Source organism: Kitasatospora sp. NPDC033851 (assembly GCF_055576085.1).
Window position 1 is genome coordinate 48,138 of the sequence record NZ_JBVIRL010000016.1, and the last position, 16,723, is coordinate 64,860.

Annotated in this window: 15 protein-coding genes and 2 riboswitches; of the genes, 10 read left to right on the forward strand and 5 right to left on the reverse strand. The window is 73.0% G+C overall.

Going from position 1 to position 16,723, the window contains the following annotated elements:
• Together qcrC and ctaE are read right to left on the reverse strand one after the other, a co-directional pair.
• Positions 1 to 810, reverse strand: a complete 810-nt coding sequence (gene qcrC / locus ACZ51D_RS27220) for a cytochrome bc1 complex diheme cytochrome c subunit (protein WP_360492457.1) — start codon at positions 808 to 810, stop codon at positions 1 to 3.
• Positions 811 to 998: 188 nt separating this feature from the next.
• Positions 999 to 1,619 (reverse strand): aa3-type cytochrome oxidase subunit III, encoded by a 621-nt coding sequence (gene ctaE / locus ACZ51D_RS27225; RefSeq protein WP_196949465.1) that lies wholly within the window; start codon positions 1,617 to 1,619, stop codon positions 999 to 1,001.
• A gap of 396 nt (positions 1,620 to 2,015) precedes the next feature.
• Here ctaE and ACZ51D_RS27230 point away from each other — a divergent pair, with 396 nt between their 5' ends.
• From ACZ51D_RS27230 to ACZ51D_RS27240, 3 genes are all read left to right on the forward strand, one after another.
• Positions 2,016 to 2,441: a response regulator gene (locus ACZ51D_RS27230; RefSeq protein ID WP_360492454.1), complete on the forward strand. Its 426-nt coding sequence runs from the start codon at positions 2,016 to 2,018 to the stop codon at positions 2,439 to 2,441.
• A gap of 120 nt (positions 2,442 to 2,561) precedes the next feature.
• Positions 2,562 to 3,638: an anthranilate phosphoribosyltransferase gene (gene trpD / locus ACZ51D_RS27235; RefSeq protein WP_465621513.1), complete on the forward strand. Its 1,077-nt coding sequence runs from the start codon at positions 2,562 to 2,564 to the stop codon at positions 3,636 to 3,638.
• A 107-nt stretch (positions 3,639 to 3,745) separates the two neighbouring features.
• A riboswitch (SAM riboswitch) is annotated at positions 3,746 to 3,865 on the forward strand.
• Between the two features lie 52 nt (positions 3,866 to 3,917).
• On the forward strand, positions 3,918 to 5,294 hold the full coding sequence (locus ACZ51D_RS27240; RefSeq protein ID WP_465621511.1) for an aminotransferase class V-fold PLP-dependent enzyme: 1,377 nt from the start codon (positions 3,918 to 3,920) through the stop codon (positions 5,292 to 5,294).
• 13 nt (positions 5,295 to 5,307) lie between these two features.
• Here the strand turns inward: ACZ51D_RS27240 and ACZ51D_RS27245 are convergent, their stop codons facing one another.
• Both ACZ51D_RS27245 and ACZ51D_RS27250 read right to left on the reverse strand, forming a co-directional pair.
• A complete protein-coding gene (locus tag ACZ51D_RS27245) occupies positions 5,308 to 5,589 on the reverse strand; it encodes an Lrp/AsnC ligand binding domain-containing protein (protein ID WP_030240061.1) in 282 nt (93 codons plus the stop codon).
• 41 nt (positions 5,590 to 5,630) lie between these two features.
• The gene (locus tag ACZ51D_RS27250) at positions 5,631 to 6,413 is read right to left on the reverse strand and encodes a rhomboid family intramembrane serine protease (protein ID WP_465621509.1); all 783 of its coding nucleotides are present in this window, start codon (positions 6,411 to 6,413) and stop codon (positions 5,631 to 5,633) included.
• Positions 6,414 to 6,615: 202 nt separating this feature from the next.
• On the opposite strand from ACZ51D_RS27250, the gene ACZ51D_RS27255 reads away from it, so the two are divergent.
• From ACZ51D_RS27255 to ACZ51D_RS27280, 6 genes are all read left to right on the forward strand, one after another.
• A complete protein-coding gene (locus tag ACZ51D_RS27255; RefSeq protein WP_360492442.1) occupies positions 6,616 to 6,879 on the forward strand; it encodes a hypothetical protein in 264 nt (87 codons plus the stop codon).
• Positions 6,880 to 7,220: 341 nt separating this feature from the next.
• Positions 7,221 to 8,522: an NYN domain-containing protein gene (locus tag ACZ51D_RS27260; protein WP_360493015.1), complete on the forward strand. Its 1,302-nt coding sequence runs from the start codon at positions 7,221 to 7,223 to the stop codon at positions 8,520 to 8,522.
• 200 nt (positions 8,523 to 8,722) lie between these two features.
• Positions 8,723 to 9,760, forward strand: a complete 1,038-nt coding sequence (locus ACZ51D_RS27265) for a C40 family peptidase (RefSeq protein ID WP_360492439.1) — start codon at positions 8,723 to 8,725, stop codon at positions 9,758 to 9,760.
• A 337-nt stretch (positions 9,761 to 10,097) separates the two neighbouring features.
• A riboswitch (cyclic di-AMP (ydaO/yuaA leader) is annotated at positions 10,098 to 10,251 on the forward strand.
• Between the two features lie 10 nt (positions 10,252 to 10,261).
• Positions 10,262 to 11,395, forward strand: coding sequence for a C40 family peptidase (locus ACZ51D_RS27270; RefSeq protein WP_360492436.1), 1,134 nt, complete (start codon positions 10,262 to 10,264; stop codon positions 11,393 to 11,395).
• 226 nt (positions 11,396 to 11,621) lie between these two features.
• Positions 11,622 to 12,668 carry a C40 family peptidase gene (locus ACZ51D_RS27275; RefSeq protein ID WP_465621506.1) on the forward strand — a complete coding sequence of 349 codons (1,047 nt, stop codon included), beginning with the start codon at positions 11,622 to 11,624 and terminating at the stop codon, positions 12,666 to 12,668.
• A gap of 206 nt (positions 12,669 to 12,874) precedes the next feature.
• Positions 12,875 to 13,897, forward strand: a complete 1,023-nt coding sequence (locus tag ACZ51D_RS27280; protein ID WP_465663756.1) for a hypothetical protein — start codon at positions 12,875 to 12,877, stop codon at positions 13,895 to 13,897.
• A 57-nt stretch (positions 13,898 to 13,954) separates the two neighbouring features.
• Here ACZ51D_RS27280 and ACZ51D_RS27285 read toward each other — a convergent pair whose 3' ends face one another.
• The gene (locus ACZ51D_RS27285) at positions 13,955 to 15,325 is read right to left on the reverse strand and encodes a glycosyltransferase 87 family protein (protein WP_465663757.1); all 1,371 of its coding nucleotides are present in this window, start codon (positions 15,323 to 15,325) and stop codon (positions 13,955 to 13,957) included.
• A gap of 214 nt (positions 15,326 to 15,539) precedes the next feature.
• On the opposite strand from ACZ51D_RS27285, the gene ACZ51D_RS27290 reads away from it, so the two are divergent.
• Positions 15,540 to 16,676, forward strand: a complete 1,137-nt coding sequence (locus tag ACZ51D_RS27290; protein WP_465663758.1) for a glycosyltransferase family 4 protein — start codon at positions 15,540 to 15,542, stop codon at positions 16,674 to 16,676.
• The last annotated feature ends 47 nt before the right edge of the window (positions 16,677 to 16,723 follow it).

Consider the following 16,723-nt stretch of genomic DNA (forward strand, 5'->3'; position numbering starts at 1 on the left):
TCATGACTTCTTGGCCTTGGTGGTGTGGGCGGCGACCCAGATCGCGACCGCGATGAGCGTGCCAAGACCGAAGATCCAGCCGAACAGGCCCTCGGTCACCGGACCGAGGCTGCCGAGCGTGAGACCGCCGGGGTTGGGCTCTTCGCTGGTGGTGTGGCGGACGAAGGCCACGATCTGCTTCTTCTGCTCCTCGGGCATGGTGGTGTCCGGGAACGACGGCATCTGCTGCGGGCCGGTCTGCATGGCCTCGTAGATGTGCTTGGCGTCCACGCCCTCCAGCGACGGGGCGTACTTGCCCTTGGTCAGGGCACCACCCTGGCCGGCGAAGTTGTGGCACTGGGCGCAGTTGGTGCGGAACAGCTCGCCACCCTTGGAGATGTCCTCCGGGTTGGTCGAGGTGTACTGCTCCTCCTTCGGGGTCACCGGGCCGGGACCGAGGGAGGCCACGAAGGCGGCGAGCTGGTCGATCTCGGCCTGCGTGTAGATGTTCTTCTTGCGCGGCACCTGGGCGCCGGGCTGCTGGGCCGGCATGCGGCCGGTACCGACCTGGAAGTCGACGGAGGCGGAGCCGACGCCGACCAGGCTAGGACCGTCACTGCCGCCCTGGCCGTTCAGGCCGTGACAGGAGGAGCAACCGACGGCGAAGAGCTTCTTGCCCTCATCGATCGCGAGCGACTGCGCGGCGACGTCGGCCTGCGCCTTGTCGGCGGGAGCGAACGCGGCGTACAGCCCCCCGGTTGCCGCCAGGGCGAGAAGTAGGACGACCAGCGCCGCCAATGGGTGGCGCCGTCGTGCGGAGAGCTTTTTCACGGAATAACCCCGGTGTCAGGATCTGGTCGACTGGTGGGTGCACCCGGCGGCCGGTCTGGCCGGCACGAGGCTGCCTGTCTAAGGGCTGCGCGCGCGGTCGGTCGGTGGGAGCGTCGGCACCGGCAGAAGCGGCCCGTCGCCGGTGAGGGCGGGGGCCGCAGCCGGTGGCCAGCGACCTGATCAGCTGGTTACTTGATCAGGTAGATGGTCGCGAACAGGCCGATCCACACGACGTCGACGAAGTGCCAGTAGTACGACACGACGATCGCGGCGGTGGCCTGCTCGTGCGTGAAGCGCTTGGCTGCGTACGTCCGTCCCAGGACCAGCAGGAAGGCGATCAGACCACCCGTCACGTGCAGGCCGTGGAAGCCGGTGGTCAGGTAGAACACCGTGCCGTACGGGTCGGAGGACAGCGACAGGCCGTCCTTCTTGACCAGCTCGGTGTACTCGAAGACCTGGCCGCCGATGAAGACCGCGCCCATCATGAACGTGATGATGAACCACATGCGGAGCTTCTTCACGTCACCGCGCTCGGCGGCGAACACGCCGAGCTGGCAGGTGAGTGAGGAGAGCACCAGGACGGTGGTGTTGACCGAGGAGAACGGCACGTTGAGGGCGTGAGCCTTCTCGGTCCAGAACTCGGCTCCCTTGACGGAGCGGAGCGTGAAGTACATCGCGAAGAGGGCCGCGAAGAACATCAACTCGGAACTGAGCCAGACGATCGTTCCGACGCTGACCATGTTCGGCCGGTTGACCGATCCGTGCGCGTGCCCGGTTTCTACTGCTGTTGCTGTCGCCACGACGGACATTATGTCGGTCCCTTATTCCGTCTTCACGCCGGGGGGTGTCCCTCGGAGTGTCCGGTGCGTGCGGTATGCCCGCTTGGGGGGCGACGGGGTGCCCGGATGGGGGCTGAGCAGCGGCGTGTCCCTTTTCTGACGGTTCCTCGGGGCAGCCTACGACCCCGTTGCCCGGCGCGTCGCCGCACGGTCGGAGTAGCCGCGGGAGGTAGGGGGGAGAGGCCGGGGTCGGCCGTACGGGTGGACTGGGCGGGCCCGGGTGACGGGCCGTCCTCCAGGCGGGTGAGACCAGGGCGCGGCGCCTTGAGCAGGAACGTGCGCGAGGGGCCCTCGGCGGAGGGTGATCGGGAGTAGCATCCGGATCAGGCGAACGTGGTCCGGATCACACTTGAGGGAGCAGGGTCCATGGCGTACACGACCGATGAGACGCTCACCGTCCTCGTCTACAGCGACGATCGCAACACCCGCGAGCAGGTGCTGACGGCGCTCGGCCGCCGGCCTGCCGAGGATCTTCCCGAGCTGTCCTACCTGGAGTGCGCGACCACCCCCGCGGTGCTCAAGGCACTGGAGAAGGGCGGCGTGGACCTCTGCGTGCTGGACGGCGAGGCGGTCCCGGCCGGCGGGCTGGGGCTCGGGCGCCAGTTGAAGGACGAGATCTACGGCTGCCCGCCGGTGCTGGTGCTGATCGGCCGGCCGCAGGACTCCTGGCTCGCCGCCTGGAGCCGGGCCGATGCCGCGATCTCCCGACCGGTGGACCCGGTGGCGCTGGCCGAGGCGGTCGCCACCCTGCTGCGGGCACGGCTGGCGAAGCGGGCTCCGGCCGGCCGCTGAGCGGCGGTGTCTCAGTACTAGAGAAGACAGGGCCGTAGGCGCCCCGCCGCTGGATAGGCTGGCTCCCAACCGTACGGACGTCCCCCGGAGCGGGGGAACCGACAACAGCTGGAGTCAGCCATGGTGAACGTGAACCCTGCGAACGGCGGTAGCGACCCCGCGCAGGTGGTCCGCTCCTGGCCGGACATCCTGGCGGCGCTGTTGCGGGGGGAGGACCTCGACCGCTCGTCCACCGCGTGGGCGATGGACCGGATCATGAGCGGCGAGGCGTCCCCCGCCCAGGTGGCCGGCTTCATGATCGCGCTGCGGGCCAAGGGCGAGACGGTCGACGAGGTCACCGGTCTGGTGGACGCGATGTACGCGCACGCCGAACCGCTGGAGATCCCCGGCCCGGCGGTGGACATCGTCGGCACCGGCGGCGACCGGGCGAAGACCGTCAACATCTCCACGATGTCGGCGATCGTCGCGGCGGCCGCCGGCGCCAAGGTGGTCAAGCACGGCAACCGGGCCGCCTCCTCGTCCACCGGGTCCTCGGACGTGCTGGCGAAGCTCGGCGTGGCGCTGGACCTTTCCGCCCGGCGGGTCGCCCAGGTCGCCGAGGAGGTCGGACTCACCTTCTGCTTCGCGGCGAAGTTCCACCCCTCGATGCGGCACGCCGCCACCGCCCGGCGCGACCTCGGGGTGCCGACGGCCTTCAACATCCTCGGCCCGCTGACCAACCCGGCCAAGGTCACCTCCCACGCCATCGGCTGCTTCGACACCCGGCTGGCCGGGCTGATCGCCGGCGTGCTCGCCCGGCGCGGCTCGACGGCGCTGGTCTTCCGCGGCGACGACGGGCTGGACGAGCTGACCATCACCACCACCTCGCGGGTGTGGGTGGTGCGCGACGGGGTGGTCACCGAGACCTCCTTCGACCCGCGGGAGGTCGGCATCGAACTGGTCGGCATCGAGACGCTGCGCGGCGGGGACCCCGCCTACAACGCCGAGGTCGCGCGCCGGCTGCTGGCGGGCGAGCGCGGGCCGGTGCGGGACGCCGTCCTGCTGAACACGGCGGCGGCGCTGGTCGCGCTCGACCTGGGCGACGCGCCGCTGGCGGAGCAGCTCGCGGCGGGCATGGCGCGGGCGGCGGAGGCCATCGACTCGGGCGCCGCGCAGGACCTGCTGCGGCGCTGGTCGGAGGCCACCAGCCGGAGCTGAAGCGGTAGTTGGGAGCCCGCGCCGGTACGCCGGCGCGGGCTCCCCGGCTGTCCGGATGGTGGATGCCCGTTTGACCACCCGCTGGACCCGACCTAGAGTCTTCGGCAGGTCATGAGTGACAGCGCCAAAGCCCCAGCTTGCTGTCCGGCAACCCTCCGTCCGTGGCGGGGTGCCCTGGGTGAGGACCGGGTCGCCACGGCAAACCGTCCGTGCGGCAAGCGCGGACGCCCGACGATTTGGCACTCCCGGGGTCCCACACCCCCGAAGGAGTGCATCCTCATGTCTCTCTCCACCGAAATCGCCACCGAGATCGGCACCCCCCTCGCGGTCCTCGGCGCCGACGTCCAGGTCCCGCTCGCCAGCGGTGACAAGGTCGGCTACGCGGCGCTCGACTACGCGGCCAGCGCGCCGGCGCTGCAGCGGGTGTGGGACGACGTCGCCGCCTACGCGCCGTACTACGGCAGCGTGCACCGCGGGGCCGGGTACCTCTCGCAGCTGTCCACCGACCTCTTCGAGCAGAGCCGCCGCACCGTCGCCGAGTTCCTCGACCTGCGCGAGGGCGACCAGGTGGTCTTCACCCGGGCCACCACCGACTCGCTCAACCTGCTCGCCGGCGCCGTTCCGGCCGGCACCCGGGTGTTCGCCTTCGAGACCGAGCACCACGCCTCGCTGCTGCCCTGGGCGCACGCCGGACTGGGCGTCACCTACCTGCGCGCGCCGCGCTCGCGGGCCGAGGCGGTGGCCGCCCTGGACGCCGCGCTCACCGAGGCGCCCGAGGGGCCCAAGCTGCTCTGCGTCACCGGCGCCTCCAACGTGACCGGCGAGCTGTGGCCGGTCGCCGAGCTGACCGAGACCGCGCACCGGCACGGCGCCCGGGTGGTGCTGGACGCCGCCCAGCTGGCCCCGCACCACCGGGTCTCGGTGCGCGAGCTGGACGTCGACTGGATCGCCTTCTCCGGCCACAAGATCTACGCGCCGTTCGGCGCCGGGGTGCTGGCCGGCCGGGCGGACTGGCTGGACGCGGCCGAGCCGTACCTGGCCGGCGGCGGAGCGACCCGCACGGTGGCCCGGGAGACGGACGGCTCGGTGGCCGTGCAGTGGCACACCGGCCCGGCCCGGCACGAGGCCGGTTCGCCGAACGTCATCGGCGCCTACGCGATCGCCTCGGCCTGCCGGGCGCTGAGCGAGGCCGGCTTCGACGCGCTGGAGGCCCGCGAGCGGCAGCTGGTCGACCGGCTGACCGCGGGGCTGGCGCGGATCCCCCAGGTCAAGGTGCTGAACCTGTTCGGCGCCGGCTCCGCCCGGGTGGGCGTGCTGTCCTTCGTCGTCCGGGGCTGGAACAGCTCGCACTTCTCGGCCGCGCTGTCCGCCGAGTACGGCATCGGGGTGCGCGACGGCCTGTTCTGCGCCCACCCGCTGGTGCGGACCCTGCTCGGTGACGAGGACACCCCGCCGTCGGAGTGCGGTGCGCCGGAGCCCTCGCTGCCGGGCGAGCGCAGCCTGAACGCGATCCGGGTGAGTTTCGGCGCCGGGACGCCGGACGAGCACATCGACCGCTTCCTGACCGCCGTTCGGGAGCTGGTCACGGACGGCGCGGCCTGGAACTACCGCAACGAGGGCGGGCGTTGCGTCGTGGACACCCGCCGGGAGGGCTGAGGCCCCGGCCCCGCTACTCGTCCAGGCCGAGGGCGAAGGCGGCTTCCAGGTCGTGCTGGGAGTAGGTGCGGAAGGCGATCTGGGTCTCGGTGTGGGCCACGCCCGGGACCTTGTTGAGCCGGCCCGGGATGACCTCGGCCAGGTCGTCGTGGCGGCGCACCCGGACCATCGCCACCAGGTCGTATCCGCCGGTCACCGAGTAGACCTCGCTGACGCCCTCGATGGCGGCGATGGCCTCGGCGATCTCCGGGATGCGGTCGACACTGGTCTTGATCAGGACGATGGCGGTGATCACTGTTCGGGCTCCTTTGTGGGGTGCCGCCAGCGTATCGGGCGTCAGCCGGGTCGTCGCGAGGGGTGGCGAACCACCGTGCAGGTGTAGAGGAAGCCGGCCGAGAAGCCGATCACGTGGACCAGGTAGGCCACCCCCGGGCCCGCCGAATGCACCGACCACCACTGCAGGGCGAACCAGAGGCCGAGCACCAGCCAGGCCGGGAAGCGCAGCGGCAGGAAGAACAACAGCGGGACGAGGGTGGTCACCCGGGCGCGCGGGTGCAGGCGCAGATAGGCGCCCAGGACGGCCGAGATCGCGCCGGACGCTCCGATGAGCACCCGGGTGGAATCCGGCGCGTGCGCCTCGGCGAGCGCGAAGCCGTACGTGGCCAGGCTGCCGGCCGCCAGGTAGAAGACGGCGTACCGGGCCCGGCCCAGCCGCCGTTCGACGGCCGGGCCGAAGACGTGGAGGAAGAGCAGGTTGCCCAGCAGGTGCAGCCAGCCGGCGTGCAGGAAGAGGCCGGTGAGGGCGGACAGCGCCGGGTGCTTGCCCGGGGTCGGGGCGGCCGGGCAGCCGGGGACCGGGTCGGGGGCCTCCGTCAACTGCGCGGCGGTCAGCGGCCGCCCGGTCAGCAGTTCGGCCGGGACGGCGCCCCAGCGCTGCTCGTACCGCTGCTCCGCGCAGACCCGGGCCTGGCCGGTGCCGTACAGCGGATTGAGTCCGGCGGCCGGGCCGAGCAGGAAGACCAGGGTGTTGACCGCGATCAGGGCGTAGGTGACCGCCGGGGCGGCCGCCTCCGGCCGGCCGCCCCGCTCGGCGGTGTGGTCGGGGGCCGCGAGCGCCATGCGGCCAAGCATCCCTCCGGGCGCCGCAGGTGACACGGCGGTTTACGGCAGGTGGACTAGCCCCGCTATTCCGCTGACCGGTGGTCGCGATGGTTGCCCCAGGCAATAGGCTTGGGGCGGGCAATCCCGCCTCCCGCCGCCGATGCCGGGGCTCCGGGGGGAGCGCCTGGCCCACGCAGGGACCACCCGAGAGGACCCCCCGATGACCGTCCCCGCCCTGACCGCCGAGACGCGCTGGCGCTGCACGCTGTGCGGCAACCTCACCCGGTTCGATGTCACCCGCAGCGCGCGGGTCACCGAGTTCCTGCACTTCGACCTGGCCGGCGACTCCAAGGTCGAGGAGACCGAGGTGCTGAGCGAGACCATCGAGTCGGTGCGCTGCCGCTGGTGCAACGCCGTGGACCAGGTCGAGCTGGTGGCCCGCCCGGGTGCCGAGGGCGCGGAGGCCCCGACCGAGCAGGGCTGATCCCCGCCGGTGTGGTGGGCGGTGCGCCGCGCGCCCGTCCGCCGCACGGGACAATACAGACAAGACGCACGGAGCGTGACGACAGGGGGCGGTCGCGGCCGTACCCCGCCGGAAACAGGATCGGAGCCGAGGACGTGGTGGACGCAGCGAAGGAGCCCGGCGAAGCGCAGGGGCTTCGGCCCGCTGCGCAGGAGCAGGTGCCGGACGCCGGGACGGGACCGGCGGAGAGCGCTGCGCCCGACACCCCAGACACCCCAGACACTCCAGACACCCCTGACACCTCTGAGTCCCCTGAGCCCTCCGAGTCCGCTGAGCCCGGGTCGGAGCACGTCGCCGAGAAGCTGGACCGGCCGCTGCCCGAGGGGGTGCGCCGACGCGTGGTCGGGCTGGCCTCGGACGCGCTGGGCGGACTGCCGCCGGGCGAGCTCCCGCAGAGCCTGCGTCAGTACGTGAAGTTCACCCCCGCGCGGCGCGCCAAGTACGCGGCCACCGCGCTGGCGGCCGCGCTGGAGGCGGAGCCGGCGTTCCGGGTGCGGATAGCGGAGCGGCTGCGGCTGGGGCAGCCGGACCTGGTGAGGGCGCTGGAGTCGGGCAGTGTCCCGGGCGCCGCCGATCCGATGGACGTCGCCGCCGCCGCCTACCTGGTGCGTTCGGCGGGCTGGAGCCGGCTGGTCGCCGAGGTCGGCGAGGAGGTCGAGCGGGCAGGCGCCGAGGACGCGGCCGCGGAGGCGGCCCGGCTCGCGGAGAAGCTGCAGGCCGAGCTGGCCGAGGTGCGGGCCGCCGCACGGGCGGACCTGGAGCGGCAGCGCGCGGAGTTCGAGGGCGTCCGGCGGGAGGCCGAGTCGCTGCGCAAGAAGGTGCGGTCGCTGGAGAGTGACACCCGCCGGGCGCAGGCCGAGGCGCGCCGCCTGGCCGGGGAGCTGGAGGCCGCGAAGGCGCAGGGCGCGGCCGAGCGCAGTGCGGCCGAGACCGAGGCGCGGCGGCTCAAGCACCGGGTCTCCGAGCTGGAGAACGCCGCCGAGCAGGGCCGCCGGTCGGCTCGCGAGGGGCGCAGCGTCGAGGACATGCGGCTGCGGCTGCTGCTGGACACCGTGCTGCAGTCGGCCCAGGGGCTGCAGCGGGAGCTGGCGCTGCCGGTCTCCCAGATCCGCCCGGCGGACCTGGTGGAGGCGGTGGTGCCGGGGGCGGCCTCGCCGCACGACGTGGCGCGGCGCGGGCTGGCCGAGGACGACCCGGCGCTGCTGGACCAGCTGCTGGCGATCCCGCAGGTGCACCTGGTGGTGGACGGCTACAACGTGACCAAGACCGGCTATCCGACGCTGCCGCTGGAGCAGCAGCGGATCCGGTTGCTGGGCGGGCTGGCGATGCTGGCCCAGCGCACCCAGGCGGAGGTCACCTGTGTGTTCGACGGGCAGGACCTGGACGTTCCGGTGATCATGGCACCGCCGCGCGGGGTCCGGGTACGGTTCAGCCGGACCGGGGAGACCGCGGACGAGCTGATTCGCCGTCTGGTGCGGGCCGAGCCGCAGGGCCGTCCGGTGGTGGTGGTCTCCGCCGACCGGGAGGTCGCGGAGGGCGTGCGGAAGGCGGGCGCGCGCCCGGTCGCCTCGGTGCTGCTGCTGAACCGGCTGGCCCGGCCCTGAGCGCGGGCCGCGTAGGATGACTCCTGGTCAGCCTTGGGTCCGTGGTGGTGTGCGGGTCCGGTGAAGTCGGTGTGGGAAACAGAGTTCACGCCTTCGGGGGAGTGGCAAAGCGGATAGATCCGCACTAGGGTCTGGCGTCAAACCTATTTTCCGGAATCTCATCCAATCGGGTGAGTCCGTTGGAAGAAGGAGCCGGTCCCTTGGCCTCCCACCGCCGTCCCAAGCAGCCGAGCCGCGCGCGGGTCTCCGTGCTCACCGCGGCCGCTGCGACCGCGGTCGCACTCTCCGCCCAGGTAGCCGCGCACGCCGCGCCGCAGCCGAACAAAACGGACGTCAAGGCGCAGATCGACCAACTCCAGCAAGAGCAGGAGCAGGCGGCAGAGAAGTACAACGGCGCCACGGAGCGGGCCACGCAGCTGCGCAAGCAGGCCGACCAGCTGCAGGACCAGGTGGCCCGCGGCCAGGAGCAGATGACCCAGCTGCAGGCCGGCCTGGCCGAGGTGGCGGGCGAGCAGTACCGCACCGGCGGCATCGACCCGTCCGTCCAGCTGATGCTCTCCTCCGACCCGTCCGGCTACCTGGAGAAGGCCTCCACCGTCCAGCAGGCCAGCACCACCCAGGCGGAGGCGCTCAAGGGGCTGCTGGACCAGCAGCGGCGGCTGGACCAGGAGAAGACCGAGGCGGCCGCCGTGCTGGCCTCGCTCGACACCACCACCAAGGACCTGAACCAGGCCAAGGCGGACGTCAACACCAAGCTGAAGGCCGCCCAGGACCTGATGAACTCGCTGAGCGCCGCCGAGCGCACCGCGCTGAAGGCCCAGCAGGCGCAGGACGACCGGGCCTCGCGCGGCAGCGACCGGGTCGACCTGAGCAGCCTGCCGCCGGCCAGTGGCTACGCGGCCGTGGCCCTCGCCAAGGCGATGAGCAAGCAGGGCTCGCCGTACGTGTGGGGCGCCACCGGGTCGAGCACCTTCGACTGCTCGGGCCTGATGGTCTGGTCGTACGGCCAGGCCGGCGTCTCGCTGCCGCGCACCTCGCAGGAGCAGGGCCACTACGGCACCGCGGTGCCCGGACTGGCGGCGGCTCAGCCGGGCGACCTGGTCATCTACGGCCCCGACATGCACCACGTCGCGATGTACATCGGCAACGGCATGGTGGTCCACGCGCCGCACACCGGTGACGTGGTGAAGGTGATGAAGGCCGACGCGATGCCGATCAACACCATCCGCCGGGTCTGACGGCCCGACACGCCGAAGGGGTTCGCCCGAGCCCTGTGATCCGCGCCACCCCCGATCGGGGGTGGCGTTCGGGTTTTCGACCGTTTCGCGAGCATCGGGTGAGACCTGATCAGCCTTGCGTGGGGCGGCGGTTACCATCGGTCATTTTCACAAAAGAACTTGGGTAATCTTCCGTCTTTTTTCTGACAAGGATTTGAACCGATCACGGTTCAGTTACTAGGGTCATGCACCGAGCCATCGCAGTGTCGATCACCCAGCCGGGGTGGCGGCGGTGGCTACCGTCGAGTTCGCGAGGCAGCGGGGCAGGTCGAAGCGACTGCCCGACAGGGGAGCCCAGTAGTCGGGGGTGCTGCGCAGCGGAGCCGGGGAACCACGTTCCTCCGGGGTGAATCGGCGCCAGGTCGGCCGCTGGAACGGCCGTGAGGCGTCGTAGGGCATGCTTCCGGCCCGAACCCGTCAGCTCACCCGGTAGGCGGACGTAGGAAGAAGGAGCCCGCCTTCGTGGCGTCCCATCGTCGTCCCAAGCCAGCCGGCCGCGCCCGTGTCTCGATCCTGACCGGTGTCGCCGCCGCAGCCGTCGCCCTCTCCGCGCAGTCCGGCGCCCACGCCGACCCGCAGCCGACCAAGGACCAGGTCAAGGAGCAGGTCGACCAGCTCAACGAGCAGGCCGAGGTGGCGACCGAGCAGTACAACGCCGCCCAGGAGAAGCAGCAGACGCTGGAGAAGCAGGTCTCCGGCCTGCAGGACCAGGTGGCCCGTCAGCAGGACCAGGTGACCGACCTGCAGGGCGGCCTGGCCGAGATCGCCGGGGAGCAGTACCGCAACGGCGGCATATCCCCGACCGTGCAGCTGATGTTCTCGTCCAGCCCGGACAGCTTCCTCAACCAGGCCGGTGCGCTGAACCAGGCCGGCGACACCCAGAAGAACCAGCTGAAGGTGCTCCAGGAGCAGCAGCGCAAGCTCGACCAGGACCGCACCGAGGCCCAGGGCAAGCTCGCCGAGCTGGAGTCGACCACCCAGCAGCTGAAGGCCTCCAAGGACGAGGTCCAGAACAAGCTGAAGGCCGCCCAGGACCTGCTCAACACCCTGACCGAGCAGGAGCGCCAGGCGCTGCGCGCGGCCGAGGAGAAGGCCGCCGCCGACGCCAAGGCCCAGGCCGACGCCGCGGTGAAGGCCCAGCAGGCCGCCGACCGCGCCTCCCGCGACAACAGCCGCACCGACCTCTCCGCGGGCTCGGCCCCGGCCCCGGCCTCGCCGGTCGCCAAGCCGGTCGCCCCCGGCAGCTCGCGCGGTGCAGCCGCGCTCTCCGCCGCCGCCTCCAAGGTCGGCAGCCCGTACGTGTGGGGCGCCACCGGCGCGTCCTCCTTCGACTGCTCCGGCCTGATGGTCTGGGCGTTCAACCAGGTCGGCGTCTCGCTGCCGCGCACCTCGCAGGAGCAGGCGCACGCCGGCACCCGGATCGGCAGCGACCTGTCCCAGGCCCAGCCCGGCGACCTGCTGATCTTCTTCGGGGACGCCCACCACGTCGGCATCTACGCCGGCAACGGCCAGGTGCTGCACGCGCCCAAGCCGGGTGCCTCGGTCCGCTACGAGGCCGTCACCAACATGCCGCTGACCAGCATCGTGCGGGTCTGATCCGTACTCGGCGCTTCCAGGCCCGGTCTTCCTCCACGGAAGGCCGGGCCTGCGGCTTTTTCGGCGGCTCGGGCTGATGTCCGATTACGGGTCAAATATTCGGGTCCGGAGGGGTTTGGACTCGCTTGCCCGGACTCGCTAACGTCTGCCACCGGACTCCCGCTCGACGACCGCCCGCAGTGGGGCGGCGGCGGGGCCGCGCCGCAGGATTGGAGCCGCTGCCACCATGCCCGTGCACCGCCGTTCCCAACTGCTCGTCCGTGCGCTGGTGCTGACGGCGGCGGCCACCACCGCGCTCGGCATGGCGACCGGCGGCAGCGCCCACGCCGCCCCCGGCAGCCCGGACCCGGCCGACCGCAAGGACGTCAAGACACAGGTCGAGCAGCTCTACGACGAGGCCGAGCAGGCTTCGGAGAGGTACAACGCGGCCCAGGAGGCCCAGCGGCGGCTCCAGGGGGAGACCACGATCCTGCAGGGCGAGATCGCCGTCGCCCAGGACCAGCTCAACGAGCTGCGCGGCGACCTGGCGACCGTGGCCGGGGCCGAGTACCGCGGCGGCGGGATGACCCAGACCGCCCGGCTGATGCTGTCCCCCGACCCGGAGGACTACCTCGCCCGCGCCCGAACCATGGGCCAGGCGACGCAGCGGCAGCAGGAGACGCTGCACGAGCTGGTCACCCGCCAGCGCCGGCTCGACCAACGGCGCGCCGAGGCCGCCGGCAAGCTCGCCGAGCTGGACCAGACCCGCCGCTCGCTCGCCGACAGCAAGCAGCAGATCCAGCAGCGGCTGACCACGGCACAGAAGCTGCTCAACGGCCTGGGCGCCGTCGAGCGGGCCAGGATGACCGCCCAGGACGCCCGGGACGCCGAGCAGCGCGCCACCCGCGGCACCGACCGGCTGGACCTCGGCTCCGCCCCGCCCGCCTCCGAGCGCGGGGCCGCCGCGCTGGCGGCCGCGGTCCGGATGGTCGGCGCGCCGTACGTCTACGGGGCCACCGGGCCCCGTGCGTTCGACTGCTCCGGTCTGATGTACTACAGCTGGCGGCAGGCCGGAGTGACCCTGCCGCGCACCTCGCAGGCCCAGGCGTACGCCGGCCAGCGGATCAGCCTCTCCGAAGCGCGACCGGGAGACCTGGTGATCTTCTACCGGGACATGCACCACGTCGGCATGTACGCCGGCGGTGGCGTGATCGTGCACGCCCCCTACCCGGGCGCCAAGGTCCGCTACGAGAGCGTCAACGCCATGCCGGTCTCGGGGGTGGTCCGGCTCTGAGCGCGTCGCCGCCCGGCCCCCACGACCCCCACCCGATAGCGGGCCCCCACGACCCCCACCCGACGGACAGGACCCGCCGCACGCTGTCCCGGCGGGGTGCGCTGCTGCTCGCGGCCGGCGGGCTGGCCCAGCTGTCGCTGCCGCCGGTCGCCCCGGCGGCGGCACCGGCCCGCCAGGCGGCCGACCGGCGCGGCGAGGTGGCGGCGGTGCTGGCGGAGCGGGCGCGCTCGCTGCCGGCCCGGTCGGGGCTGCCGGTGGCCGAGGCGGCCTACCGCAACCTGGTGCTCGCCGCGGGCGGCGGGCCGGACCGGCTGACCGCCGCGGCCGACCTGGCGGTGCGGATCGCCGACTACGACGACTACCCCGTGGTGTACCCGCGCCGGATCGAGCTGGCCCGGGCCGGGGACGGCTGGCGGGTCGAGCGCGAGGAGAGCGCGAGCGGGCCGCCGGCGCCGTGGGACTTCGGCGCGGGGCGGTCGGCGGCCGGCGCGCGCTGCCTGGTGCTCGGGTCGGCCGACGGCCCCGACCCGGCCGGGCTGGTCGCGGTCGGGGACCGGGCGGTACCGGCCGTCGAGGAGGTCTGGGGCGGCGCCTGGCCCGGCCGGCTGCTGCTCGAACTGCCCGGTACCGAGGAGCGGTTCGCCCGGCTGCTGGAGGGCGACCCGGCGGGCTGGGCGGGCATGGCGGCGGTCACCGTGGCCGCCCCCGGCGCGCCCCGGCACACCCCGGCGGACCGGGTGCTGGTCAACCCCGAGGCGTACGGACGGCTCAGCGACTTCGGCCGACAGGTGGTCATCACGCACGAGGCCACCCACGTCGCGACCAGGTCCGACACCCGGGCCTGGACACCGCTGTGGCTCTCCGAAGGCGTCGCCGACTGGACCGCCTACCGCGACTCCGGCCGCGTCCCGCGGCAGATCGCCCCCGAGCTGGCCCGGGACGTCGCCGCCGGGCGGCTGCCCGCCGACCTGCCCGCCGACCGGGACTTCGCCGCCGGCGCCACCGGCATCGCCCAGGCCTACGAGCAGTCCTGGCTGGCCTGCGAGCTGATCGCGGGCCGCTACGGGCCGCAGCGGCTGGTCGCCTTCTACCGGGCGATCGGCGCGGCCGACGGGCAGGGCGAGGACCGCGAGCGCCGTACGGACCGGCTGCTGCGCGCCGAACTGGGTGTCGGCCTGGCCGAGTTCACCCGGCTCTGGCTGGACGAGGTGGCGGCGCTGAAGGACTGAGGCCCGGTGCCCCCCGGGGGCGACGGCCCGCTCGGTGCCGAGCAGCGGCGCCGCTGCTCAGCGCCGCTGCTCGGCCGGCGTCCCCGGGTGGTCGATGCCGTCCAGCAGGTCCTGCTCGTACGCGATGCCCGGGCGCACCGGGTAGCCCGAGCCGGGCAGCGCGGCGGGCTCGCGGTCCAGCACCACGGTCGCGGGCAGCGGCGCCCCGCCGCGGGTGGAGCGCCAGAGCCGGACGCAGGAGAGCACGGCGGCGGACAGCAGCAGCAGGTTGCGCGCGGCCAGCACGGTGATCGCGCCGGGGTCGCTGGCCAGGACCTGGGTGAACATCGTCGGGAACTCGACCAGCGTCAGCGGGCAGGCGATCAGGATCAGCAGCGCCACGGGCCGCTGGCTGGTGCCGCGTACGGTCAGGCAGACCGCCGCGACGCCGATCAGCCAGACCAGGTACTGCGGGCTGATCACCCGGCTGGTCACCACGAAGATCAGCAGCGCGCACAGCGCCGCGTCGTACATGGTGGCCGCGTTGCGGCGCTTGGAGGTGAAGCGCCACAGCAGCAGCCAGAGGAACCCCAGCACGGTGCCGGCCATCATCACCTTGCTGATCACGCTGACCCACGGTCCGAGCATCTCGGGGGAGCCGTAGTTCATGGTGACCTTGCCGTCCCAGCCCCCGGCGATCCGGGCGAAGTGCAGCGGCAGCGCGCCGACCGACTCGACCTCGATGCCGCGGTCCTTCTGGAAGGCCAGGAAGTCGAAGGCGCCGTTCATGCCGGCCGCGAGCAGGAAGCCGATCGAGACGGCGGTGGCCCCCGCCAGCGTCCAGGAACGGCGGGTCCTGCGACCGGAGGGGGTGCCGATCAGGCCGAGCAGCGGCCAGACCTTGACGATGCCGCCTAGCCCCAGCAGCAGCCCGCCGACCGCCGGACGGCGGATCAGCGCCAGCAGGCCGGCCAGGGCGACCGCGGTGACGATCATGTCGAAGCGGTTGTAGATCATCGGGCCGAGCAGCGGAACGCCCACCACCCACATCCAGGCGCCGGTCAGCGCCCGGCCCCGGCGCAGGCCGGTCCGCACCAGCAGCGCGGCCGCGGCGGCGTCGGCGATCCCGCAGACCACCCAGAACGAGACCAGGTACGACCAGGGCAGCAGACCCGGCAGCAGGATCACCAGGGCGGCGCCCGGCGGGTACTGCCAGGTCACGTCGTCGAACGGGAAGGTGCCGGTCTGCAGCACGCCGTACCAGGCGTGGTAGATCATCCACACGTCGGCGGTGACATCGCCGCCGGGCGACTTCAGCACGCCGGTGATCAGCAGCACCAGTACGGTGCGGGTGGCCAGCCAGGTCGCGCCGAGTGCGGCGAGCGCCCCGAGCGGGCGGCCGAGCCGGCCGCGCGAAGAACCGGGCTCGGTGGCCGGGGCCAATTCCACTGCGCTCCCTCGTTCGTCTCGGACGTCCTCACCGGAGGCGTCGTACTGACGGACGCCCGGGCCGTGGTGCACAGCGGCCTAGGTACTAGGACTGACCCGGGGGTCAAACGGTTGCCGTGCGCGGTTCCGTTCCCGGCGGGTCATGGTGTTGACCTATCGTACGGATCACCCAGCGGTACACCGAGCACCCCCCGACCGAGCGAGCCGTGGCCTGATGCACAGAACCTTGATCGTCACCAATGACTTCCCGCCCCGTCCGGGGGGTATCCAGGCCTTTGTCCACAACATGGCCGTCCGTCAGCCCGCGGGAAGCATCGTGGTGTACGCCTCGACCTGGCGCGACGGCAGCGAGGTGCGGCGCTTCGACGCCGAGCAGCCGTTCCCGGTGATCCGGGACCGGACGAAGGTGATGGTTCCCACACCCAGGGTCACCCGGCGGGCCGCCGAGATCCTGCGCGCCGAGAAATGCGACTCGGTCTGGTTCGGCGCCGCCGCCCCGCTCGGCCTGATGGCGCCCACCCTGCGCCGGGCCGGGGCCGGGCGGCTGCTCGGCATGACCCACGGGCACGAGGCCGCCTGGGCCCAGCTGCCGGGCTCCCGGCAGCTGCTGCGCCGGATCGGCGCGGGCACCGACGTGCTGACCTACCTGGGCGAGTACACCCGCTCCCGGATCGCCGCCGCGGTCGGGCCGCAGGCCGCGGCCCGGATGGTGCAGCTGCCGCCGGGCGTGGACGAGACGACCTTCCACCCGGGCTCCGGGGGCGCCGAGGTCCGCCGTCGGCTCGGGCTGGCGGACCGGCCGGTGGTGGTCTGCGTCTCCCGGCTGGTGCCGCGCAAGGGGCAGGACACCCTGATCGAGGCGATGCCGCAGATCCTGGCCGACGTGCCGGACGCGGTGCTGCTGATCGTCGGCGGCGGCCCGTACCGGGCGGACCTGGAGAAGCTGGCGGACGCCACGGGCGTACGGGACTCGGTGCGGTTCACCGGCTCGGTGCCCTGGGAGGAGCTGCCCGCCCACTACGGGGCCGGTGACGTCTTCGCGATGCCGTGTCGGACCCGGCGCGGGGGGCTGGACGTCGAGGGCCTGGGCATCGTCTACCTGGAGGCCTCGGCGACCGGCCTGCCGGTGGTCGCGGGGGACTCCGGGGGCGCGCCGGACGCGGTGCTGGAGGGCGAGACCGGGTACGTGGTGCCCGGCGGCTCGGCCCCGGCGGCGGCCGAGCGGATCGTGCGGCTGCTGCGCGACGAGGAGCTGCGGCGGCGGATGGGCGAGGCCGGGCGGCGGTGGGTGGAGCGCTCGTGGCGCTGGGACCTGCTGGCCGGGCGGCTGACCTCGCTGCTGGCGGTGTAGGGCCTGTCTTCGCACGACGCGGGGCCCGTCTCCTTCCGGGAGACGGG